We start from the raw sequence: 22,218 nt of genomic DNA, 5'->3' as shown, positions 1-22,218 counted from the left end.
CAAGACTGAAGTCTAGCGAGGTGTGAGATCGTTACAGACGTGCTGACATCCGCCTACCGCCGGACTGGGGCCGATCTGCCGTTCGGCGATCCCCATCGCCCGCACGGCGTGGCGATGGAAGGCTGGTTCTGGCGGATCACGCGAGCGGAGACGGGCGACGTCGCGGTCGTGCTGGCGGGCGTCAACCGCGATGACGCGGGTCGCGCGTGGGGGACGGTCGGCCTGGCGGCGCACCCAGGCGGCTTCGTCGCGGCCGCGGTGGTGGATGGCGCGCGGGCCGGGGAGGACGGCTCGGTCGTGCTCGGCGACGAGCACGCCACGCTGCGTGGCGACGCGCGCTCGATCTCCGTCCGGCTCGGCGAGGCGTCGCTGGACGCGGTCTTCGAGGCGCCGGGACGCTGGCCGCGGCGCGCGTTCGGCGGGCTGGGCGCGGCGCAGGCGATCCCGGGGCTCAGCCAGTACTGGCACCCGTGGCTGCTGCGCGCTCGCGTGCGGGGCCAGATGGTCGTTAGCGGGCGCGAGGTCGATCTCGACGGCGCGACCGCCTACGCGGAGAAGAACTGGTCCAACGGCGGCTTCCCAGAGACGTGGTGGTGGGGTCAGGCGCAGGCGTTCGACGCCGACCCGGACGCGTGCGTCGCGTTTGCCGGCGGGCGCGCGGGCGTTGGCCCGCTGCGCCTCACCGCGACCGCGCTGGTCGTCTCCGCGGGCGGCGAGTTGGTGCGGTTGGTCCGGCCGCTGCAACCCCTACATGTCGAAGTCGGCGCCGACGGCTGGCGGTTCCGCGGTCGGACACCCGGTGGGGTGTCCGTCGTTGTTGAAGGCCATGCCAACGGCACGCCGCCGCACCTGCTGCCGGTCCCCGAGCCGGGCGCGCGGCGCCATCGCGAGGACGCCGCCGCGCAGCACCTGGCCGGCGAGCTGCGGGTCGTGCTCCGCCGCCGCGGCGCCGTCCTCTTCGACGGCACCTCGCGGCTGGCGGGCTTGGAGCGCGGCGCGGCCTAGAGCCGGAAGCCGCCGCTGGCCTCGATGCGCTGGCCGGAGACCCAGGTCCCGGACCGCAGCGCCAGGCCGGCGATCGCCTGGCCGATGTCCTGCGGCGTTGCGAGGCGGCCGAGCGCGGTGTCGCCGGTGATCGCCTGCTGCATCTCGGCGCTGTCGCGGACCATCCCACCGCTGAAGTCGGTGGGGACGGCGCCCGGGGCGATGACGTTGGCGGTGATGCCGCGCGTGCCGAGCTCCAAGGCCTGGTACTTGGTCAGCACGTCGATCGCGCCCTTGGCGGCGGCGTAGGCGCCCGAGCCGGGGAACGCGAAGCGCGTGAGGCCGGTGCCGATGTTGATGATCTTGGCGCCGTCGGCCAGATGGGGCAGCAGGGCCTGGGTCAGGAAGAACGGGCCCTTGACGTGGACGGCGAAGACCTCGTCGAACTCCGCCTCGGTGGTCTCGGCCAGCGCGGCGTGTAGGGAGCCGCCCGCGTTGTTGATCAAGATGTCGATGCGGTCGGCGGGCAGCGCCTCCACGAACGCGGGGAACGAGGCGACGTCGCCGGTGTCGAGCTGCAGCGCCGTCGCGCGGCGCCCGAGCGCCTCGACCGCGGCGACGGCCTCGCGGGCCGCGTCTTCGTTCGAGTTGTAGGTGATGATGACGTCGGCGCCTTCGGTGGCGAGGGCCAGCGCGGTGGCGCGGCCGAGGCCGCGGGATCCGCCGGTGATCAGGGCGATGGGGGAGGAGTTGGTCATGGCCAACACGGTCTCGCGCCGCGGCGCCGCGCGAAAGAGACCGCGCGAACCACGGATCGGCGATCCCTGGCTAACGCCGCGGGCGCCGTCGCATACTGGTGTCCATGGATCGCGAGCAGCTCGCCGACTTCCTGCGCCACCGCCGCGAGGCGCTGCAGCCCGAGGACGTCGGCCTGGCCCGCGGCGCCCGCCGTCGCACGTCCGGCCTGCGCCGCGAGGAGGTCGCGCTGCTGGCGAGCATGTCCACCGACTACTACACGCGGATCGAGCAGCAGCGCGGCCCGCAGCCGTCGGAGCCGATGCTCGCCGCGATCGCCCGCGCGCTTCGCCTGACGCGCGCCGAGCGCGACCATTTGTACCGGCTCGCCGGCCACACGCCGCCGCGCCACGACGTCCGCAGCGACCACGTCAGCCGCGGCCTCCTGCGCGTCCTGGATCGGTTGGACACGCCGGCGATGGTGATGAACGACCTCGCCGAGACGCTCGTCCAGAACCCGTTGGCGATCGCGCTGCTCGGCGACGAGTCGCGGCACGCGAACCGCGGCGTCGCCCGCTCGCGCTTCTACCGCTGGTTCACCGGCGGTCCGGACCGCGAGCTCCACGCGCCCGAGGAGCACGACCGCATCTCGCGCTCGTACGCCAGCGCGCTGCGGATCTCGATGGCCCGCCACCCCGACGACCCGCGCGGCATCGCGCTCGTCGACGCGCTCCTCGCCGAGTCCCCCGAGTTCGCCGCCCTCTGGGCCCAGCACGACGTCTCCTGGCGCGTCGGCACCGAGCCCAAGACCATCCTGCACCCGCAGGTCGGTCGCCTCGAGCTCGAGTGCCAGGTCCTTAACGACGAGTCCGAGGCCCAGATGCTGCTCGTCTACACCGCCACGCCCGGCACGGACTCGGCCGAGCGTTTGCGCCTCCTCGACGTCATCGGTTCGCAGTTCGCCGCGGCCGATAGCGCTCAGCCGCGCGTCTAGACGGGGCAGATGTGGGGCGCGGGCGTTGGGGCGTTCGGCGCGGGCGTTCGTAGTGAGCAGCGATCCGGGTCGCGTAGACCGGAACTATTCCGGCTCACGCGACCCGCATCTCGAACGGGCCCTTGTGGAGCACCGCCAGGAATCCGGGTCGGCCGCGAACGGCCCTCTCACTCCCTCGCCAGACCCTCTCCAACCCGGAGCCCCGCCCCACGCGCCTGGACTGAGCGCCACCAACGCCCCAGCGGCTACGCGCCGGTGCTGAGGCGTTCGCGCAGCGCCGCGGCCTCGTCGTCCCCGAAGCCCTGCGCGGACAGCCAGCCCAGCGCGCCGCCGTGGCGCTCGTCCAGGAGCTCCAGGACGCGCGCCATCATCTCCGGCCGCGCCGCGTGGTGCATCGGGTCGGAGGTCTGCATGTCGGGTGCGTAGGTGGGGGACTGCGCGAGGCGGCCGACGATCGCGTCGATCCGCTCGGAGGTGCGGGCGTAGTCGGCGACGACGTCGTCGCGGGACGCGCCGGCGACCTCCATCGCGAGCGCGACGACGAGGCCCGTCCGGTCCTTGCCGGCTGCGCAGTGCACGAGGACGGCGCCGTCGCCGGGTGGCGAAGCGATCGTGCGCAGCGCGCCGACGATCGAGTCCGGGCGGTGCTCCAGGTAGCCCCAATAGGCGCGGACGGTCGGCGGCTCGTCGGGCAGGTCGGCGCCGTGGACGCCGTTCTGCCACGGGATGATCGTGTCGGCCTCGATCGCGTCGGTGTGCTCGCCGGCCTCGGCGTACAGGGACCGGTGCTCGATCACGACGCGCTCTTCGCGAGTCAGCGGGCCGGGGCCTTCCAGCCGGACCTCGGCGCCCGTGCGCAGGTCGATGATCGCGCGCAGGCCGTGGTCGTCCAGCAGGTGCGCGACGTCGGCCGTCGTCAGGTCCTGCAGGTTGTCGGACCGCAGCAGCCGGCCGGGGACGACGGCGCGCGCGTTCACCGCGCCCTCGAGGTCGATCCACGTCGGGGCGAAGGTGGCGGTCACCGATCCAACGTAGCGCGCCGTGTCACACGCCCCAGAGCCTCGCCGCCGATAAGCCGCTCGGCCGGCCCGACGACCGTCCAGAGCGCGCGCAGGCGCAGCGCGGCGCCCCGGTCGACGGGCGCCACGCGGGCCTCGGAGACCAGGGCGACGTCGCCCGTCGCGGCGTCCTCCTCGACCCAGTGCGCGAACAGCACCCGCACGGTCCCGGGCTGCGACCAGGTCGCGAAGGCCTCGGCGCCGCCGTCGAGCCGCGGGTAGTCGCGCCGCAGCGTCCAGATCCGGCCCACTAGCCCGGACACCGACCAGCCGTCGCCTTCGGCCAGCACCGTGAACGGCGCCGATGCGAACAGCTCGCGGAACGTCACGCCCGGCGGAAGGCCCGGAATTCTCCAGCGGACCACGCGCCCCAGCGGCCCGGTCTCGTCCACGCGCAGCGTGCCCGCTGCCGCCCAGAGCGCCGTGGGCGTGACGCCATCGTCCGCGACGCGCCGGTGACGCGTGCGGATCGCCGGCTCGGACAGCCAGGCGTCGAGGTCGAGGTCCATGTGGGGCACGTCTCCATATCCTCCCGCGCCCATGCCGGACCTGGATCAGGAATTCGTCGCCGACGTCGTCGCCCGGGCGCTGGCCGAGGACGTCGGCGCGGGCGACGTCACCACGCTGTCGACCGTCCCGCCGGACGCGCGCGGCATCGCCACGATCACCCAGAAGGCGCCGGGCGTGGTCTTCGGCCTGGATGTCGCGCAAGCCGCCTTCGCGCAGACCGGTGGCGACGCGCTGACCTTCGAGCGCCTCGCGCCCGAGGGCGTCTGGCAGGAGCCCGGCACCGTCGTCGCCCGCGTCACCGGCCCAGCCGCCGCGATCCTGACCGCCGAGCGCACCGCGCTGAACTTCCTGCAGCGCCTGTCGGGCGTCGCCACGCTGACGGCCAAGTACGTCCGGGCGATCGACGGCACGGCCGCACGCATCCTCGACACCCGCAAGACCACCCCGACGCTGCGCCAGCTCGAGAAGGCCGCGGTGCTCGCGGGCGGCGGCGTCAGCCATCGCTTCGGCCTGTTCGACATGGTGCTGATCAAGGAGAACCACATCGCCGCGGCCGGCGGGATCACGGCGGCAGTCACCGCTGCGCGCGCCGCGTACCCGGACATCGCGATCGAGGTCGAGGCCGAGACCGCCGATGACGTCCGCGAGGCCCTGGCGGCGCAAGCGCCCCGGATCCTCCTCGACAACATGACCCCCGACGAGATGCGCACGATCGTGACCGAGGTCGCCGGACGGGCCGAACTAGAGGCCTCCGGCAACATCGACCTGACCACGGTCCGGGCTGCGGCCGAGACCGGGGTAGACTTCATCTCGGTCGGAGCGCTCACGCACTCCGCGTCAGCACTAGACCTCTCCCTCATATTGGAGCGTGTGCCATGAACCTCCCCATGGCCCCCACCAGCCCCACTGGTTCCCCCGCCCTGACGGCGGATGAACGTAGCGCGCTGACCGCGGAGGTCCGTGCGCTCGCAGCAGAACGAAACGCGGTCATCCTGGCCCACAACTACCAGGTGCCCGAGGTGCAGGACGCGGCCGACTACGTCGGTGACTCGCTCGGCCTGTCGCGCAAGGCGGCGGAGGCCGACGCCGACGTCATCGCCTTCTGCGGCGTGCACTTCATGGCTGAGACGGCGTCGATCCTCTCGCCTCAGAAGAAGGTGATCATCCCCGACCTCGACGCGGGCTGTTCGCTGGCCGACTCGATCACGCCGGAGCAGCTGTCCGCCTGGCAGAGCAAGCACCCCGGCGCGGTCACCGTCATGTACGTCAACACGACGGCCGAGACGAAGGCCTTGACCGACTACTGCGTCACCTCGTCCAACGCCGTCAAGGTCGTCGAGCACATCTACGCGACGCACGGCAAGGACACCCAGATCCTCTTCGGGCCGGATATGTGGCTCGGCGCGTTCGTCCAGAAGGAGCTCGGCCTCCAAGGCTCGGGCACGTTCCACATCTGGGACGGCGAGTGCCACGTGCACGCCGGGATCCGCCCGGACGACATCACCGCCGTCCGCGCCGCCCACCCGGAGGCCGACTTCCTCGTGCACCCCGAGTGCGGCTGCACGACGCAGGTCATGGAGTACGTGGCCTCCGGCGACATCGACACCGCGGGCGTCCACATGCTGTCGACCGGCGGCATGTTGGACTACGCCAAGGAGCACGCCGGGCACGGTGGCACTGCCATCATGGCGACCGAGACGGGGATGTTGCACCAGCTCCGCATGGCCGCCCCCGACGTGGACTTCATCGCCGCCAACGAGCGCGCGTCCTGCAAGTACATGAAGATGATCACGCTGCCGAAGCTGCGCGACGCGCTGCGCGACCTCAGCGGCGAGGTCAAAGTCGACCCGGCGCTCGCCGAGCGGGCCCGGATCCCGATCGAGCGCATGGTCGCGATCGGCTAGCTGATGCCGTTCTCCGGCTTCCACCCGGCGGCCTTCGACTGGTTCGCCGGGTTGGAGGCCGAGAACACCCGTGACTGGTTCCACGGGCACCGCTCGACCTACGACGAGGACGTGCGCGGTGCGCTAGAGGCCCTGCTCTCCGAGCTGGCCGGCGACGCGCCGATCTGGATCGCGCGCCCCAACCGCGACCTGCGGTTCGCCAAGGACAAGACCAAGCCCTACAAGAACCGCTGCTACGGGACGGTCGACTTCCGCCTGTACGCCGAGATCGCCCGCGACGGCCTCTTCGCTGGGTCGGGCTGCCGGACGATGGACGCCGGGCAGCTCGCGCGCTTTCGCACCGCGGTCGCCGACGACGCGTCCGGCGCTGCGCTGGAGTCGATCGTCGGCGCGCTCGACGCCGGCGGCGTCCAGACCTGGGGCGAGGTCCTGAAGACCGTCCCGCGCGGTTTTGACCGCGACCACCCACGCGCGCCGCTCCTGCGCCACAAGCTGCTCATCGCCGGCGCCCGCACGCCCGCCGATCCCAAGACCGGCATCTCCCGCGACGCCGCGCTAGAGCACCTCCGCGACACCTGGTCAGCCTGCGCGCCGCTGCTCGCCTGGCTGGACGAGCACGTCGGCGCGCCGGCGCCCGCCGCGCGGCGCTAGCTCGTCTCAGCCGGCTGCTGCTGCGACCAGCCGTGCTCCAGGAAGCGCAGGATCTCCTCCGGCGGCTGGGCGCCGCTCGCGCCGAACTTGCGGTCGATCACGAAGCACGGCACCGCTGAGATCCCGGCCGACTGCGCGATCAGCTCGTCCTCGCGGACCTCTTCGGCGTAGCGCTCGGTCAGCAGGACCTCGCGGACCTCGGCTTCGTCGAGGCCGACCTCGACCGCGGTCTTCAACAAGACGTCGTGGTCGGCGATCAGCTCGCCCTCGGTGAAGTAGGCGCGGAACAGACGCTCCTTCATGACCTCGCCGAGCCCGTGGGTCTTGGCGAGCTGCACGATCCGGTGGCCGTCGAACGTGTTGCCCGACCGCGCGTCGGCCAGCTTCATGTCGATGCCCTCAGCCGCGGCGACCGCGGTCAGCTGCGCGTCCATCGCGTGGACCTCCTCGAGCGACCGCCCGTACTTCTTGGCGATCAGCTCGTCGTGCGGCAGCCCACGATCGGCCGGCGCCTCGGGGTCCAGCTCGAACGACCGCCAGGTGACGCTGACCTCATCCGCATGCGGGAACGAAGCCAGCGCCGCCTCAAAGCGCTTCTTGCCGACGTAGCACCACGGGCAGGCGATGTCGGACCAGATCTCGACGTCCATGCCGTCGAGGGTAGTGCGGTGCTCCTGGCTAGTCGCCCGTGACCAGCGCGACCGCGTCGAAGAGGCGCGTGCCGTCGTCGGCGGTCGTCAGCGAGGCCTCGTGGACCCAGGCGCCGGCGTCGAGGTAGGCGTCGACGCACTCGTTGCCGGTCGCGAGGCCGTCCTCGTCGTCGGCCAAGACGGGGTCGTCGTCGCCCTCGTCGGCGCGGCGCACGGCAGCGGCGGAGGCCTCGGCGTCGTCGGAGGACACCTCGGCGCTGTCGTCGTCGGAGGCGGACGCGTCGTCGTCGGAGTCGGAGACCGAGTCGTCGGAGAGGTCGCCGTCCTCGGCGCCCAGCGTGTCGTCGGCCGCGCCGTCGTCGTAGCTGTTCTCGTAGTCGGCGGTGGCGGAGCAGTCGACCGAGGTCTCCTCGTCGACCGTCGCGGAGACGACCTTGCCGGTCGACGCCAAGCGCAGGGAGAGCACGCCGTCGTCGCCGAAGGACACGACCTGGCCGGCGTTCTCGTTGCCGTCCTTGATCCCGTCGTCGTCGCTGTCCGGATCGCCCGGATCGTTGGCCGTGTTCTGCTCGGCCAGGTTGTTCAGCCCGTCGTGGTCGGCGTCCTCGCGGGCGTCGCTCTTGCCGTCCCGGTCGGTGTCCTTCTTGTCCGGGTTGGTGCCTGCACGCTGCTCGGTCGCGTTGTCGAGCTTGTCCTTGTCCCGATCCTCGGACCCGTCAGGCGTGCCGTTCTTGTTGGTGTCGGCCTTCTTCGGGTTCGTGTGAGCGCGGTACTCGGTGAAGTTGGTCAGGCCGTCCTTGTCGGGGTCGGCCGTCGCGCTCTTGACGTGGTAGCGCTTCTGGAACTTGGCGGGGAGCTTGGGGGACGCGCTCTTCTTGGCGACGGCGCCGGTCGGGAGCGCCAAGGAAGCGACGGCGACCGCGAGGGCGGCACCGAGGCGCGAGGGGGCGATGGCGAGGGGCATGTTGCCCCTCAGATCGGCGTCAGAACACCGTTGGCCGACCGATTGGACCGAGATCCGGACGGTCGTTCAGTGCAGGCCTAATCAGTTCTGGGGAGACCCGGTCCCCAGACCCGGTCCCCACCCACCCGAGCCGACCAGCTCTATGCCCTCGTCGGCGACCGCGCGCACGACGGGCAGCGACTCGCGCCGCCGGGCGAACTCCTCCGGCGTGTAGCAGTGGACGTCGGCGGCGCCGCCCATCTCGGCCGCGTCCCACAGGTTCGCGGCCTGGTAGACCCGTTCCAGCCACGGCACCCCGCCGAAGAACTCGCTGATCAGGACGACGACGTACTCGCTGCCACGCTCGCGCTGGGGCAGCGCGCCGTGCATGTCCTGAACACGCGCGCCGCCCAGCAGCACGCGCTCCAGCGGCCAGCGCCCGTCGACCCGATTCACGTACCGGCGCAGCTCGCGCTCGTTCAGCATCTCGGCGACCGCCACGGCAAGCGACTGTGGCACACAGACGCGCGCTGCGCCAGTGTCAAATCAGGCGGCGTCCGCGAACTCCTCGACCTCGTGCGGCCCGACGCACGCGACCGCCGCCGCGCCGGGGTCGACCTTCTTGGCGATCGCGGCGACGTCGTCGAAGGTGACCGCGTCCAGCGCGTCGATCGCGCGGTCGGGATCGATGTCCTCACCGAACACGATCGCCTGCGACGCGGCGAAGCGCGCCACCGCGTTGGTGTTCTCGAAGGCCAGAACGCGGCGGCCGGCGGCGTAGGCACGGGCGCGCTCGACCTCCTCCTCGGTCGGCCCGTCGGCGTGCAGCTCAGCGACGATCTCGCGCATCCGCTTGTAGGCCTCGTCGGTCTTGGAGGACTCCAAGCCGGCGCCCAGCTGCAGGATCGCGGCGTCGCTCAGCGCGTGGTCGATCGAGTAGACCGAGTAGCAGAGCCCGCGCTGCTCGCGGATCTCGTCGAACAGGCGCGAGCCCATCGAGCCGCCCAGCAGCGTCGAGTAGATCGTCAGCGCGGCGCGCTCCGCCGGGTTCGTGGCGTCGACGTCGGGCGCGTACATGATCCGCAGGTGCGACTGGTTGGAGTCGCGCTTCTCGACCAGCGTCTCCAGCTGGAGCTTCGGCGTCGCCTCATACGGCCCCGGGACGTCGAGCGTCGGGAAGCGCTGGAACAGCTCGGCGACCGCGGGGTCGTTCTCCGCCACGTGGTCGACGTTGCCGACCACGAACGCGCCGCCGCGCGCGCCTGCCCAGCGGCGCTCGCGGAACGCGACGATCGCCTCGCGCGAGAACGTGCGCAGGTGCTCCTCCGGCCCCAGGACCGTGCGGCCCAGCGGGTGGTCGCCGAACGCGGCGCGGTCGATCAGCTCCTCGGCGACCGCCGACGGCTGGTCCTTGTAGCGCTGGATCTCCTGGATGACGACGCCGCGCTCGCGATCGAGCTCGTCCGCGTTGAGCAGCGGGCGGCCGACGAAGTCGGTCAAAAGGTCGATGGCCTCCAGCGCCGCCTCCGCGCGCACCGTGATGTGGAACGCGACCAGGTCGTGCGAGGTGTAGGCGTTGAGCGAGCCGCCCATGCGCTCGGCGGTCTCGTTGACCTTCTTGTAGTGGTCGTACTTCTCGCCGCCCTTGAAGACGAGGTGCTCCAGGAAGTGCGCCATGCCGTTCTCCTCAGCGCGCTCCGTGCGCGCGCCCGCGTCGAACGCGACGAGGATCGTGACCGCGCGCGTGCCGGGCAGGGCGACGCGATGCAGCGGCAGGCCGTTGGCGAGGGTCTCGCTGGTGATGGTGGGCACGTCACGCAATCTAGCTTGCACAGGAGCGTGCACCGGCAGGAAAAGGCCGCCGCCGGGCTAACGTCGGTCAGACCATGGCGATCGTCGAACGTCATAAGCAGGAGCTCGACCGCAGCGCCGCGCCGGGAGACCGCGCGCCGGCCGTCATCGAGTTCCGCGGCGTATCCAAGTCCTACGGGCCCACCAACGGCGGGCTCGACAACGCGTCGTTCTCGGTCCAGCGCGGCGAGTTCGTGTTCCTGGTCGGCTCCACCGGCTCGGGCAAGTCCACGCTGATGAGGCTCCTGATCAAGGAGATCGATCCGACGGCGGGGACCATCAACGTCGCGGGGCGCGACCTGTCTGAGATCACGCGCAAGAAGGTGCCGTTCTACCGGCGCAACATCGGCGTGGTCTTCCAGGACTTCAAGCTGCTGCCCGACCGCACCGTGTACGACAACGTCGCCTACGCGCTGCAGGTCACCGGCCACGGCCGCAAGGAGATCCGCGCGAAGGTGCCGGACATCCTGCGCCTCACGGGCCTGGCGACCAAGCTGCACTCCTTCCCGGACCAGCTCTCCGGCGGCGAGCAGCAGCGCGTCGCCGTGGCGCGCGCGTTCGTCAACCACCCGCCGCTGCTGCTGGCCGACGAGCCCACGGGCAACCTCGACCCCGAGACGTCGGTCGGGATCATGCAGCTGCTGTACCGCATCAACCGCACCGGCACGACCGTCCTGGTCGCCACGCACGACGCGACGATGGTCGACCGCATGCGCCGCCGCGTGCTGGAGCTGCACAAGGGCCAGCTGATCCGCGACGAGCACAACGCCGGCTACGCGCCGAGCGACATGAACACCGCGGAGTTCGGCGCGCTGCTGCGCGAGCCGGCGCCCGCGCCGCGGCGCGCGCGCACCGAGCGCGAGCTCGAGCGCGACGAGTTCGACGACATCTTCCCCGAGTAGGACCACGACTTCATGAAGCCCGCGTTCTTCGTCAAGGAGGCGTTCCGCTCGATCTCGCGCAACGCCATCCCGTCCTTCGCCGCCATGGCCTCGGTGCTCGTCACCGTGCTCGTGCTCGGCGTCTTCATCCCGGTCGTCCAGGCGACGACCGGCGCCGCCAACGAGGTTCGCGGCCGCGTCCTGGTTGACGTGTACCTCAAGAAGGACGCCAAGAAGTCCGACGTCGACCGCGTGCAGGCGATGCTCCAGCACGTCGACCACGTCGGCAAGGTCGAGTACGTCAGCAAGGCCCAGGCCTACGCGCAGGAGAAGAAGCGCAACCCCGAGGCCTATGAGTTGCTGGGGACCAACCCGCTTCCGGACACGTTCCGCGTCACGCCCGACAAGCCGGACAACGTCCAGAAGCTGCGCGACGCGCTGGCGCCGAGCGCCGCGTCCGGCGGTCGCCAGCCGGTCGACTCCGCGATCGACCAGGTCAAGAACCGCAAGGACGAGACCACCAAGATCCTCACCGCCACGCGCGTCGTGAAGCTCGCGATGGGCGGCCTGGCGATCCTGCTGGTGATCGCGTCGATCTTGTTGATCTCCAACACGATCAGGTTGTCGCTCTTCTCCCGCCGTCGCGAGGTTGAGGTGATGAAGCTGGTCGGCGCGACCGACTCCTTCATCCGCTGGCCGTTCGTGATCGAAGGCGTCGTGCTCGGCGGCCTGGGCGGCGTGCTGGCGGTGATGCTGCTTGGCGTGGGCAAGATCGCCTTCATCGACCCGCTCGCCTCCGACTTCGCGCTGATCGCGGCGCCCGAGACGATCGGCTTCGCCTTCTTGGCGATCCTGCTGCTCGTCGCCTCGATCGGCGTGAGCGCGGCGGGCTCGAGCCTGTCGCTGCGCAAGTTCCTGCGGGTCTGATCTGAAAGGCTGCGAGGTCTATGGACCTCGCGGACCGCTTCGCCGACGTCGGCAACGGCGTGCGCCTGCACTACGTGGAGGCCGGCAGCGGCCCGCTCGTGGTGCTGCTGCACGGCTTCCCGGAGTTCTGGTGGTCGTGGCGCCATCAGATTCCGGTGTTGGCCGAGGCGGGCTACCGCGTCGTCGCGGTCGACATGCGCGGCTACGGGCAGTCCCACGCGCCGTCGTCGTGGCGCGAGTACCGCATGGAGACGCTGGCCGGAGACATCGCCGGGCTGATCACGGCGCTGGGGGAGGAGAAGGCGTTCGTCGTCGGCCACGACTGGGGCGCGGCGGTCGCGTGGATGGTCGCGACGCTGCACCCGGACCGCGTCGAGCGCCTGGCGATCCTCAACGTGCCGCACCCCGACACGATGCTGCGCACGCTGCGGCGCTCGCCCAAGCAGCTGCTGCACAGCTGGTACATGTTCTTCTTCCAGATCCCGCGCTTCCCGGAGTGGCTGGCAGGCAAGCTGCGCCGGAAGTTCCTTGAGGGCGTCTACCGCGACGCCAAGCCGGGCGCGTTCACCGCCGAGGACTACGCGCGCTACGAGACGGCGCTGCTGGACTCGCCCGGCGGGCTCAGGGGCCCGATCAACTACTACCGCGCCGCGCTGCGCCAGTCCCCGCGCCGCGCGCAGTCGCTCTTCAAGCCGATCCCGCTGCCCGTGCTGGTGATCTGGGGCACGCAGGATCGCTTCCTCACCGAGCAGATGGCGCAGCCCGACCCGCGCTGGGTGCCGGACGTACGGATCGTCAAGCTGCCGGACGCCAGCCACTGGGTCCAGCACGACGAGCCCGAGCGCGTCAGCACGTTGCTGATTGAGCACTTCCGCGCCGCTACCGCCTAGCGCCCTAGCCTGTCGGGTCGATGATCCGCCGCGCCCTCGCCTCGCTGCTCCTCTGCCTGATCCTGCTCGCCTGCGGGATCTACCTCGGCGCCCACCCGTCCGGGCTGCCCGGCTTCATCCGCGACCCGCTCGTGGGCGACAGCGACACGCGCGTGGTTGGCGAGGCGATCGACCGCGTCAACGACGTGTACTACCGCGAGGTGCCCAAGTCCACGCTGGCCGATCAGTCGATCAAGGGCATCGTGTCGTCCTTGAACGACCGCTTCTCCAACTACTTCACCCCGGCCGAGTACAAGAAGTTCAACGAGCAGCAGAACGGCGAGTTCGCGGGGATCGGCGTGCAGGTCACGAGCGTCAAGGACGGGTTGCACATCGTCACCGTGTACGACGACTCACCGGCCAAGCAGGCGGGGATCAAGGTCGGCGACGTGATCACCGGCGTCGACGGCGTCGTGCTGAAGGGCAAGACGCAGGACGCGGCGGTCGGGCTGATCCAGGGCAAGATCGGCACGGCGGTCAAGCTGACGCTCAAGCGCGGGAAGACGACGCGCGACGTGACGGTCGGGCGCGCGACGATCTCGGTCCCGGTCGTGCAGTCCTCGGAGAAGACGGTCGACGGGACCAAGTTGGAGGTCATCCACCTGGACCAGTTCTCCTCGGGCGCGCACGGCGAGGTGGCCGCGGCGCTGAAGAAGGGGATGAAGGACGGTGCCAAGGGCGCGGTGCTCGACCTGCGCGGCAACCCGGGCGGGCTGGTGACCGAGGCGCAGCTGGTGGCCTCGCAGTTCCTCAGCGACGGCAAGATCGTGACGACCAAGGGCCGTGCGGTGCAGACGCGGACGTTCAGCGCGACCGGCGACCCGACGGCGCCGAAGCTGCCGCTGGTGGTGCTGGTGGATCGCGGGAGCGCGAGCGCCGCCGAGATCGTCGCCGGCGCGCTGCAGGACCGCAAGCGCGCGGAGCTCGTGGGCACGCGCACGTTCGGCAAGGGCGTCTTCCAGGAGGTTCTGGAGTTGAGTAACGGCGGCGCGCTGGACATCACCGCGGGCCAGTACTTCTTGCCGTCGGGGCGGAATCTCGGTGGCGCGGGCGTGTCGACGGGGTCGGGGCTGACGCCGGACGTGAAGGCGTCGGACGTCGCGAAGACCAAGGCCGACGAGGGCTTGGACAAAGCGCTCGACGTCCTGGCGAGCAAGGTGAAGTAGTTGCCGAGGGATCATGGGCGGCAGCGGCGCGGTGGCGGTCGCGGGGCTGGCCCGGGCTTCGGTTCGGGTGAGTCGTTCTCCGTCGGCGTGCTCGCCAAGCGCGGGCGCCTCGTCGTCGCCGAGCCGCTGTTCGAGGGGCGCTTCGGGTCCGGGCAGATCCCCGTCGACCCCGGCAAGCTCGGTCGTCCCGGGCAGTTGGTGCTGATCCGCCACGGCGGCAAGGGCCATCCGAAGGTCGCCAAGGTGATCGGCAAGCCCGACGTCGCGCGCGACGTGATCGAGGCGTTGATGCACCACCGCGGCCTGCGGCGGTCGTTCCCGGCCGGCGTTGAGCGGGCGGCGAAGGAGGCGGTGGAGCGTGACGACCCCGCGCCGTCGCGCCGCGATCTGCGCTCGCTCGCGACGTTCACGATCGACCCGTCGACGGCTAAGGACTTCGACGACGCGATCTCCGCCGAGGTCCGCGGCGAGGACAAGTGGCGCGTGTGGGTGCACATCGCCGACGTCAGCGCGTTCGTGCGGCCGGGCAGCGCGATCGACCGCGAGGCCTACCGGCGCGCGACGTCGGTGTACGTCCCGGGCGCGGTCGAGCCGATGCTGCCCGAGGTGCTCTCCAACGGCGCGTGCTCGCTGGTGCCGGGCCAGGAGCGCTTGGCGGTGACGGTGGAGCTGGACTTCGACGGCTCGGAGGTCGTGCGATCGGCGTTCTACCGCTCGCGGATCCGCAGCGACGAGCGCCTGGACTACGACCGCGTGGACCGGATCTTCGCGGGCTCCGAGGATGCTCACGCGCCCTGGGCCGAGCCGCTGGCCGCCGCGCGCGCCGTCTCGGCCGTGCTCCGCGAGAAGCGAGAGGCCGCGGGTGCGCTGGCGGTGGAGAGCTCCGAGCCGGAGTTCGCGTTCGACCGCGGCGGCCACGTCACCAGCGCGGAGGGCTCGGTGAGCACCGAGTCCCATCAGTTGATCGAGCACTTGATGATCGCGGCCAACGAGGCGGTCGCGCGGCTGCTGAGCGAGCGCGACGTCCCGACGCTCTACCGGATCCACGAGCGCCCCGAGCCGCCCGCGGCCGAGCGGCTGCTGGAGCAGTTGTCGTCCTTGGGCATCCCGACGCCGCCGGCGCCGGAGCAGATCGAGCCCAGTGAGGCGGCGGGCATCATCGCCGCGGCCTCGCGCCTGGTCGCCGACGAGATCAAGCGCCGCAACGGGCGCGGCCTGGGCCTCACGTCGCTCGTGCTGCGGTCCTTGAAGCAGGCGAAGTACTCGCCGCAGAACAAGGGCCACGCCGGCCTGCACTCCACCGCCTACTGCCACTTCACCTCGCCGATCCGCAGATATCCCGACCTCATCTGCCACCGCGCGCTGCTCTCAGCGGTCGGCGGCGGGGAGGAAGCCCCGCGCGCGCAGACGCTCGACGAGGCCGCCGAGTGGACCTCCGGCCGCGAGCGCGACGCGATGCAGATCGAGCGCGCCGCCGACGACGTCGCCCGCGCCTTCCTGCTGGAGCGCGAGCTCTTCGAGGGCAAGATCCAGCGCGAGCACGACGGCGAGGTCATCGGCCTCGTCGGCGCCGGCGCCTTCATCTCCTTCAACAACGGCTTCGAAGGCTTCCTTCCCGCCCGCCGCCTGCGCGGCGACTGGTGGGAGCTCAACGAAGAGGGCACCATCCTGATCGGCGAGGAGTCCGGCAAGTCCATCAAGATCGCCGACCCGATCCGGGTCCTCATCCGCGGCATCGATCCGCCGCGCGGTCGCGTGGAGCTGGACGTCACACGGGCAGGACAGTGAGAGTCTGGCCGGCCGTGCCGCCGATGACGTGAGTGAAGACGACGCTCCAGGTCCCGCCGTTGCCGCACGTCGCACCGAGCGCGTCGGGAGTCGCGGCGATCGGCGTGTAGGGCACGTTCGCGAACTTCAGTGACGCCGTCGCGTTGTCGTAGGCGCCGTTGGCGACAGCCGAAGTGAAATAACAGGCGCCGACGCCGGTCGTCGCGCAGCGCAGCACGGGGTCAGTGACCCGGAAATCGCCGCCGCCCATCGAGTTGGCGGTGATGTGCACGCGGGCGTTGACGTGCAGGTGGCAGCCGGTGAAGCCCAGCACCGGGAACGTGTCGGTGCAGCCGGTCGCAGTGAACGCAGTCAGCGTGGCGGGGATCGCGGTCGCTGAAGTGTTGACGAGCGCCTCGAGGTCGAACGACGCGTTGACGCAATCGAGCTGGCCGGTGCCGGGCGCGAACAGCGTGAAGACGTCGCTCGTAGTGGCGCGGACAGTAGTCGGCTGGGCGATCAGGACGTTGCCGGGATCCGTGCGCAGCGTGGTGTGCGCCGAGGCGGCCGTCGCGCCGAGCGCGAGGAGGATGAGGGTCGTCGCCACGAGAGGCGCGGCGAGCTGGCGGATGGACATGACGTCGCTCCTTGTGGTGGGGGCTTCGATGCACCCATCTGGGGCGTCGCGCCGCCAGAGCCGGACGGCACGTCGTGCCGCGCCGGCGGGTCGACGACCGGCAAACGACCGCGAACACCTAGACTCGAACGGGCATGGCCAAGGGCAAGAAGCGCAAGGTGGCACCCGGTGACGTCGCGAGCAATCGCACGGCGTCCCACAAGTACGAGTTCCTCGACAAGTACGAGGCGGGTCTCGTGCTGCAAGGAACCGAGGTCAAGGCGCTGCGCGAGTCCGGCGCTCAGCTGAAGGACGGCTTCGCCTCGATCCGCGACGGCGAGATCTGGCTCTACAACGTGCACATCCCGCCGTACGGCCCCGCGTCGCGCGACAACCACGAGCCGGAGCGCCCGCGCAAGCTGCTGCTCAACCGCAAGGAGATCGACTCGATCTCCGGCCGGACGGTCGAGCGCGGCCTGACGCTCGTCCCGACGCGCTTGTACTTCAAGGACTCGCGCGCCAAGGTCGAGATCGCGCTAGCGAAGGGCAAGGACCGCTTCGACAAGCGCGAGTCGCTCAAGCGCAAGGACCAGGAGCGCGACGTCCAGCGCGCCCTGCGCGACGCCGGGCGCTGACCTACAGGTCCCGCTCCAGGTGCGTGACGTCCATCGCGACGACGAGCACCACGATCAGGATCAGGTACGTCGCCGCGATCGCGATCCGGTCGCGCCGGGCGATCGAGTAGTAGGCCTTGATCGCCGGGTCGCCTGACCGGAACTGCTTGAAGCGCCGGTAGGTCTCCCAGATCGCCAGCACGCCGATCAGGATGATGATGGGGTTGGGGAACACGAGGATCAGCAGCACGATCCCGAAGACGCCCAGCAGCCACACCCACGGCGACAGCGCCGCGGCGGCGCGGGCGCCGTCCAGGAACCCGACCGGCAGCAGGTTGAACAGGTTCAGGAAGAACCCCGTGAACGCCAGCGCCTGCCAGAACTCGTTGCCGGTCAAGGCGTAGACCACGACGCACACTCCCGCGCCGATCGACCCGAGGATCGGCCCGGCCAGGCCCACGCGCGCCTCCGCCGCCGCGTCGCCGCCCAGCGACTTGGACCAAATCAAGGCCCCCAAGAACGGGATGAAGATCGGCGCGCTGGCGTCCTTGACACCCTCGCGCCGCAGCTGGATCACGTGCCCGTACTCGTGGACCAACAGCAACAACACGAAGCCGACGCCGAACTTCCAACCCCAGATCGAGGCGTAGGCCACGATCGACACGAGCATCGAACCCGCGCTGACCAAGAACTTCACCTTGGTCAGCGCGATCAGGACGACCTTGATCTTGGAGAAGAACGCGACGACCGCGATGAACGGCGCCGCCAGCTTCCCGAGCAGGCCGTCGCGCCACGACGACGCCCCACTGCCGCCGTCCTCCGGCGTCTGCGGGTCGGTCGCGGGAGCCCGCGGGGGAAGCCAGCGATCGTCGCTCATCGCTTGGCCAAGACCTCCTCGGCGGCCGCCTCGGCCTGCTCGAGCTGGCCCTTGACGAGGTCCAGCCCGGCGCGCCAGAAGCCCGGGTCGGTGAGGTCCAGCCCGGCGATCGCCGCCAGCTCCTCCGGCGACTTCGACCCGCCGGCGCTCAGCAGCTCCACGTACTTGGGCACGAACGACTCGCCCTCCTCCAAGTACTTGCCGTACACGCTCAGCGCGAGCAGCTGCCCGTAGGCGTAGGCGTACACGTAGCCGGGCGTCCCGATGAAGTGGGGGACGTAGGACCACCAGTGCTTGTAGCCCTCGGTGACCTCGACCGCGTCGCCGAGCAGCTCCTCCTGCGACTGGACCCAAAGCTCGCTGATGCGATCGACGCTCAGCTCGCCTTCGCCGCGGCGAGCGGTGTGCGCGAGATCCTCGAAGCGGTTCATCGCGACCTGGCGGAAGACCGTCGCGATCGACCCTTCGATGTTCTCGGCCAGCAGCGCCAGTCGCGACTCCGGCGTCTGGGCCTGGTCCAGCAGCCGCGCGAACACGAGCGTCTCGCCGAAGACGCTCGCGGTCTCCGCCAGCGTCAGCGGCGTGTGCTGCTCGAAGACGCCGCGGTCGCGCGCCAGGTAGGCGTGCAAGCCGTGGCCCAGCTCGTGCGCGAGCGTCAGGACGTCGCGACGCTGGGAGGTGTAGTTGAGCATCACGTAGGGGTGGACGCTCGGGACGGTGTAGGCGCAGAACGCGCCGCCGCGCTTGGCCGGGCGCACGGGCGCGTCGATCCAGTTCTCATCGAAGAAGCGGCGCGCGCCGTCGGCGAGCACGTCGGAGAAGTCCCCGAACGAGCTCAACACGATGTCCTTGGCTTCGTCCCAGTCATAGGACTTCTCGTCCTCGGTGCTGACGGACGCCATGCGGTCGTAGTCGGCGAGGCGCTCGACGCCCAGCAGGCGCGCCTTCAGGCGGTACCAGCGGCGGGGGATCTCATAGGCCTCGCGAACGGCCTCGACCAGCGCGGCGACCGACTCGTCCGAGGCCTCGTTGGAGAGGTTGCGCGACGAGATCCACGACGGGAACTCGCGCAGGCGGTCCTCGGTGGCCTTGTCGGCCATCAGCGTGTTGTAGATGTAGGCCCTGATCCGGAGCGTCGGCTGCAACGCCTCGGTGACGCGCTCGGCGACGTGCGCGCGCAGCGTGCGGTCCGGCGACATCAGGCGCGAGAGCGCGACGTCCAGCGCGACCGGCTCGTCCTCGCCGTCGAGCTCGACCTTGATCGCCGAGGTGACCTCGGAGAACAGCCGCGACCACGCGGCGCTGCCGGTGACCGACTTCTCCGAGACGATCTTCTCCTCGGCCTCGGTCAGCAGGTGCGGCCGGTAGCGGCGCGCGGTGGTCAGGTGGTGGCGCGCCTGGTCGAGGCCGTCGGCGCCGAGCAGCTCCTCGGCGCGCTCGTCGGGCAGCGCCGCCCACTCGAGGTCGAAGAACAACAGCTGGGTCTCGATCGCCGTGCCCTTCTCCTGGACGCGCATCAGCAGCGCGCCGTTGGCGGGGTCGGCGGTGTCGACGGCGAAGCGCAGCATCGCGTAGTTGCCGGCGCGGCCGGCCAGCTCGGAGATCTCCGCCAGCTCGGCGACCGCGGCGGCGAGGCCCGGGCCGTCCAGGTCGGCGACCTTGCCGGCGTGCTGGCGCTGGAAGTCGGTGGCGCGGCGGTCGGCCTCGTCCAGGAGGCGGTCGGCGCCCGCTTCGCCGTCACCGCCCACGAGCGGGTCGAGATCCCAGGCGACGCTTTCGAGTGCGGTCGTGCTCATGTCCCTCACGATATTGACCGCTGGATGCGGCAACGGAGCCGTTCGGCCATTGACTTTCGGGAGTGGGGAGGCGTACCGTCGTTCTCAAGACGCGGGACCGGACCGCGCAAGAGCGAGGCCGCCCGAGGTGCGAGGCCACGCCACCCGCCGTTCAACGCTTGCCCTACGGGGCGCGAGAGCGAGTGGGTCCTCACAGCGGACCGGTCCTGCGTCTCCTATTTTCTGCGGTCGTTCATGGACGTTGAGACCGAACGACTCTTGCTGCGGCGCTGGCGGGTGGGGGACGCCGCGCTGTTCGCCGCGATCAACGCGGACCCCGAGGTCATGCGCTGGATCGGCCGCGGCCATGTCCTGGGGCGCGGGCTGAGCGACGACCTGATCGCGCGCTTCGAGCGCGAGTGGGATGACCGTGGGTTCGGGCTCTGGGCCGTGGCTTTGCGGGACGATCCGGGGGTGCTGCTCGGCTTCTGCGGCCTGACCGTGCCGATGTTCCTGCCGGCCGTGCTGCCGGCGGTGGAGGTGGGCTGGCGCTTCGCGCGCGAGGCGTGGGGCGTTGGCTACGCGACCGAGGCCGCACGCGCCGCCCTGGCGTTCGCCTTCGAGGAGCACGACATGCGCGAGGTGATCACGATCATCGACCCTGCGAATGACCGCTCGTTGCGGGTCGCGGAGAAGCTGGGGATGTCGCCGCGCCCCGATCGGATCCACCCCGCGACCGGCCGGAGGCTGACCGTGCTCGGGATCTCGCCCGGCGAGCTACAATGACCAGTGATTCACCAGCATGGGGACGACAGGCTTCGACGTGGTCGGTTCCGTTCTGGTGGTCGCGAGCCGAGGTCCCGGAGGCCTCGTAAAACACCGGGAAAACCATATGTGCGGACTCTCACGAGTACGCCCTCGCTGCTTAGTCTCTAACCAGACTCAGTAGGTGAGGTTTCGCCCCCGGCCTGCCGGCCGTCGGGACGCGGAATCAAACATGCCGGCTCTACCCCCGGCGGTCCGCCTCCGCCAAAGGGGGGACATCTTCAGGAGGCTGGTCTCCCGCAACCCCGTCGGCAAGGCGATCGGGAGACGAGATCAGAGTGCCGACTACGCTCGTAGAAGCCGCCAGTACGCGGTCGCGGACGTGGGTTCAATTCCCACCGTCTCCACCTTGTTCGACGAAGGCCCCGCCCCGGCGGGGCCTTCGTCGTTCATCCGTCCAAGGACGGTGGTCGTGGGCGCCGTGGCGGCCGAAAGAAGCGTCATGCGTCCTGTTCGGTCAACGTTCGTGATCATCGTCGCCGCGGCGCTTGTCGTGGGCGGGTGCGGTGCCGGCGGCGAGGGCTCGGAGTCCGCCGCCACGAAGGGCGCGGTCGCCGCGCCGGCCTCGGGGAGGGCGGTCATGGAGGACGCTGCGCGCGAGCTCGCGAAGGTCCGGAGCTACCACATCGCCGGGCACGTCGAGGACGCGGACGGGACGTCTACGGACCTGACCGGCGACCTGCTGCCGAACGGGTCCGGGCACATCGTCCTGACCGTTGGCGAGAGCCGCGCGGAGATGATCCTCCTGAAGGGCGACGCGTATCTGAAGGGCAACACCGCGTTCTGGAACGAGACGACGGACAACGAGGTGCCCTACGACGTCATCAAGCGGCTCGTCGGCCGCTGGGTGGTGCAGGACGCGCCGGACGGCGGCATCACCAGCGTGCTGGAGAAGATGGGCCCCAAGCACATGTCTGCCTGCCTGCTCAGCGGGAGCGGGACCCTCACCCAGAAGGGGACCGGGACGGTCAACGGCCAGGCCGTGACGATCGTCGAGGACGCCGGCGACGTGGCTGGCGGCGCGTCCGGCCGCTTCTACATCCGGCGCAACGCGCCGCACCGGCTCCTGCGCGCCGAGCAGACCGGGCCGATCCAGCCCGGCACCGCCCCCTCGGACCCCGGCTGCGACGAGGGCGACGATGACGAGACCGACTCCATGGTGGACATCCGCTTCAGTCGCTTTGACGACGTCAAGCCTTTGAGGGCGCCGCGCGGCGCCCTCAGGGTTCAGCAGGCTTTCCGCGGCGGTGGAGCGGCCTAGCCGCGCGGTGTGAGCTCTCGACGGCGCTAACCGGCGCTCGGCTCGGCGGCGATGGCAGTGGTGATCGCCGCTGGCGCGACGGCGGGTACCGAGGCGACCGCGGTCGCCGTCGCCGTCGCCGTCACCGGCTCGCTCGCGCGGTGGCGTGGGGAGATCTCGTGGATGTAGTTGGCCACGATCCCGCGCTTGGCGCGGCGCTTGCGAGCGCGGTAGGTCGGGGTGATGGGGAGGGTGGAGGAGGGGGTGGGGAGGTTCGACACGTTTCGAACTATAGCACACCCGGAGGGTGCCTCCGGATAG

Annotated in this window: 23 protein-coding genes, 1 other RNA gene and 1 pseudogene; 14 read left to right on the top strand and 11 right to left on the bottom strand. The window is 70.7% G+C overall.

Going from position 1 to position 22,218, the window contains the following annotated elements; all coding sequences use genetic code 11:
- Positions 1–39: 39 nt before the first annotated feature.
- A complete protein-coding gene (locus ACT01A_RS08490; RefSeq protein ID WP_445151807.1) occupies positions 40–1,005 on the top strand; it encodes a tocopherol cyclase family protein in 966 nt (321 codons plus the stop codon).
- Here ACT01A_RS08490 and ACT01A_RS08485 read toward each other — a convergent pair.
- Entirely contained in the window at positions 1,002–1,742 is a 741-nt protein-coding gene (locus ACT01A_RS08485; protein WP_445151806.1) for an SDR family NAD(P)-dependent oxidoreductase, read from the bottom strand. The genes ACT01A_RS08490 and ACT01A_RS08485 overlap by 4 nt on opposite strands.
- Before the next feature lie 104 nt (positions 1,743–1,846).
- Here ACT01A_RS08485 and ACT01A_RS08480 point away from each other — a divergent pair, with 104 nt between their 5' ends.
- On the top strand, positions 1,847–2,713 hold the full coding sequence (locus ACT01A_RS08480) for a helix-turn-helix transcriptional regulator (RefSeq protein ID WP_445151805.1): 867 nt from the start codon (positions 1,847–1,849) through the stop codon (positions 2,711–2,713).
- A 245-nt stretch (positions 2,714–2,958) separates the two neighbouring features.
- Here the strand turns inward: ACT01A_RS08480 and ACT01A_RS08475 are convergent, their stop codons facing one another.
- Both ACT01A_RS08475 and ACT01A_RS08470 read right to left on the bottom strand, forming a co-directional pair.
- A complete protein-coding gene (locus ACT01A_RS08475; RefSeq protein ID WP_445151804.1) occupies positions 2,959–3,735 on the bottom strand; it encodes a tyrosine-protein phosphatase in 777 nt (258 codons plus the stop codon).
- Positions 3,732–4,289, bottom strand: a complete 558-nt coding sequence (locus tag ACT01A_RS08470) for a hypothetical protein (protein WP_445151803.1) — start codon at positions 4,287–4,289, stop codon at positions 3,732–3,734. The genes ACT01A_RS08475 and ACT01A_RS08470 overlap by 4 nt, the downstream gene beginning before the upstream one ends.
- A 22-nt stretch (positions 4,290–4,311) precedes the next feature.
- On the opposite strand from ACT01A_RS08470, the gene nadC reads away from it, so the two are divergent.
- From nadC to ACT01A_RS08455, 3 genes are read left to right on the top strand one after another with little or no spacing between them, the layout of a single operon-like run.
- The gene (gene nadC / locus ACT01A_RS08465; RefSeq protein ID WP_445151802.1) at positions 4,312–5,160 is read left to right on the top strand and encodes a carboxylating nicotinate-nucleotide diphosphorylase; all 849 of its coding nucleotides are present in this window, start codon (positions 4,312–4,314) and stop codon (positions 5,158–5,160) included.
- 8 nt (positions 5,161–5,168) lie between these two features.
- On the top strand, positions 5,169–6,185 hold the full coding sequence (nadA, locus tag ACT01A_RS08460) for a quinolinate synthase NadA (protein WP_445151801.1): 1,017 nt from the start codon (positions 5,169–5,171) through the stop codon (positions 6,183–6,185).
- Positions 6,186–6,188: 3 nt separating this feature from the next.
- Positions 6,189–6,836: a DUF2461 family protein gene (locus ACT01A_RS08455; protein ID WP_445151800.1), complete on the top strand. Its 648-nt coding sequence runs from the start codon at positions 6,189–6,191 to the stop codon at positions 6,834–6,836.
- Here the strand turns inward: ACT01A_RS08455 and ACT01A_RS08450 are convergent.
- From ACT01A_RS08450 to ACT01A_RS08435, 4 genes are all read right to left on the bottom strand, one after another.
- On the bottom strand, positions 6,833–7,486 hold the full coding sequence (locus ACT01A_RS08450; protein ID WP_445151799.1) for a DsbA family oxidoreductase: 654 nt from the start codon (positions 7,484–7,486) through the stop codon (positions 6,833–6,835). The two genes, ACT01A_RS08455 and ACT01A_RS08450, sit on opposite strands and share 4 nt — an antisense overlap.
- Before the next feature lie 28 nt (positions 7,487–7,514).
- Positions 7,515–8,450, bottom strand: coding sequence for a hypothetical protein (locus ACT01A_RS08445; RefSeq protein ID WP_445151798.1), 936 nt, complete (start codon positions 8,448–8,450; stop codon positions 7,515–7,517).
- A gap of 81 nt (positions 8,451–8,531) precedes the next feature.
- On the bottom strand, positions 8,532–8,930 hold the full coding sequence (locus ACT01A_RS08440) for a hypothetical protein (RefSeq protein ID WP_445151797.1): 399 nt from the start codon (positions 8,928–8,930) through the stop codon (positions 8,532–8,534).
- A gap of 45 nt (positions 8,931–8,975) precedes the next feature.
- Positions 8,976–10,241, bottom strand: a complete 1,266-nt coding sequence (locus ACT01A_RS08435) for a M16 family metallopeptidase (protein ID WP_445151796.1) — start codon at positions 10,239–10,241, stop codon at positions 8,976–8,978.
- A gap of 74 nt (positions 10,242–10,315) precedes the next feature.
- Here ACT01A_RS08435 and ftsE point away from each other — a divergent pair.
- The 5 genes and pseudogenes from ftsE to ACT01A_RS08410 all read left to right on the top strand — a co-directional run.
- A pseudogene (gene ftsE, locus ACT01A_RS08430) lies at positions 10,316–11,065 on the top strand (cell division ATP-binding protein FtsE); the annotation flags it as partial.
- 129 nt (positions 11,066–11,194) lie between these two features.
- Positions 11,195–12,088 (top strand): permease-like cell division protein FtsX, encoded by an 894-nt coding sequence (gene ftsX / locus ACT01A_RS08425; protein WP_445151795.1) that lies wholly within the window; start codon positions 11,195–11,197, stop codon positions 12,086–12,088.
- A gap of 20 nt (positions 12,089–12,108) precedes the next feature.
- Positions 12,109–12,978 carry an alpha/beta fold hydrolase gene (locus tag ACT01A_RS08420; protein WP_445151794.1) on the top strand — a complete coding sequence of 290 codons (870 nt, stop codon included), beginning with the start codon at positions 12,109–12,111 and terminating at the stop codon, positions 12,976–12,978.
- A gap of 20 nt (positions 12,979–12,998) precedes the next feature.
- On the top strand, positions 12,999–14,183 hold the full coding sequence (locus tag ACT01A_RS08415; protein WP_445151793.1) for a S41 family peptidase: 1,185 nt from the start codon (positions 12,999–13,001) through the stop codon (positions 14,181–14,183).
- On the top strand, positions 14,184–15,971 hold the full coding sequence (locus ACT01A_RS08410) for a ribonuclease R family protein (protein WP_445151792.1): 1,788 nt from the start codon (positions 14,184–14,186) through the stop codon (positions 15,969–15,971).
- On the opposite strand, the gene ACT01A_RS08405 is transcribed toward ACT01A_RS08410, so the two are convergent.
- Positions 15,952–16,587: a hypothetical protein gene (locus ACT01A_RS08405; protein WP_445151791.1), complete on the bottom strand. Its 636-nt coding sequence runs from the start codon at positions 16,585–16,587 to the stop codon at positions 15,952–15,954. The genes ACT01A_RS08410 and ACT01A_RS08405 overlap by 20 nt on opposite strands.
- Positions 16,588–16,721: 134 nt before the next feature.
- Here ACT01A_RS08405 and smpB point away from each other — a divergent pair, with 134 nt between their 5' ends.
- Positions 16,722–17,201 carry an SsrA-binding protein SmpB gene (gene smpB / locus ACT01A_RS08400; protein WP_445151790.1) on the top strand — a complete coding sequence of 160 codons (480 nt, stop codon included), beginning with the start codon at positions 16,722–16,724 and terminating at the stop codon, positions 17,199–17,201.
- A 1-nt stretch (position 17,202) separates the two neighbouring features.
- On the opposite strand, the gene ACT01A_RS08395 is transcribed toward smpB, so the two are convergent.
- Together ACT01A_RS08395 and ACT01A_RS08390 are read right to left on the bottom strand one after the other, a co-directional pair.
- Positions 17,203–18,057, bottom strand: coding sequence for a site-2 protease family protein (locus ACT01A_RS08395; RefSeq protein WP_445151789.1), 855 nt, complete (start codon positions 18,055–18,057; stop codon positions 17,203–17,205).
- Positions 18,054–19,853: a M3 family oligoendopeptidase gene (locus ACT01A_RS08390; protein ID WP_445151788.1), complete on the bottom strand. Its 1,800-nt coding sequence runs from the start codon at positions 19,851–19,853 to the stop codon at positions 18,054–18,056. Before ACT01A_RS08390 ends, ACT01A_RS08395 begins: the two co-directional genes overlap by 4 nt.
- A gap of 234 nt (positions 19,854–20,087) precedes the next feature.
- Between ACT01A_RS08390 and ACT01A_RS08385 the strand changes: the two genes are divergently transcribed.
- The 3 genes from ACT01A_RS08385 to ACT01A_RS08375 all read left to right on the top strand — a co-directional run bounded on the left by ACT01A_RS08385 (position 20,088) and on the right by ACT01A_RS08375 (position 21,918).
- A complete protein-coding gene (locus tag ACT01A_RS08385; RefSeq protein ID WP_445151787.1) occupies positions 20,088–20,618 on the top strand; it encodes a GNAT family N-acetyltransferase in 531 nt (176 codons plus the stop codon).
- Between the two features lie 18 nt (positions 20,619–20,636).
- Positions 20,637–21,007, top strand: a transfer-messenger RNA (tmRNA) gene (ssrA, locus tag ACT01A_RS08380).
- Between the two features lie 116 nt (positions 21,008–21,123).
- Entirely contained in the window at positions 21,124–21,918 is a 795-nt protein-coding gene (locus tag ACT01A_RS08375; protein WP_445151786.1) for a hypothetical protein, read from the top strand.
- A 26-nt stretch (positions 21,919–21,944) separates the two neighbouring features.
- Here the strand turns inward: ACT01A_RS08375 and ACT01A_RS08370 are convergent, their stop codons facing one another.
- Positions 21,945–22,178, bottom strand: coding sequence for a hypothetical protein (locus ACT01A_RS08370; protein WP_445151785.1), 234 nt, complete (start codon positions 22,176–22,178; stop codon positions 21,945–21,947).
- Positions 22,179–22,218 lie beyond the last annotated feature (40 nt).

Source organism: Baekduia sp. Peel2402, from assembly GCF_052567285.1.
The sequence above is the reverse complement of the archived record's forward strand: the minus strand, read 5'-3'. Positions and strand labels throughout refer to the sequence as shown.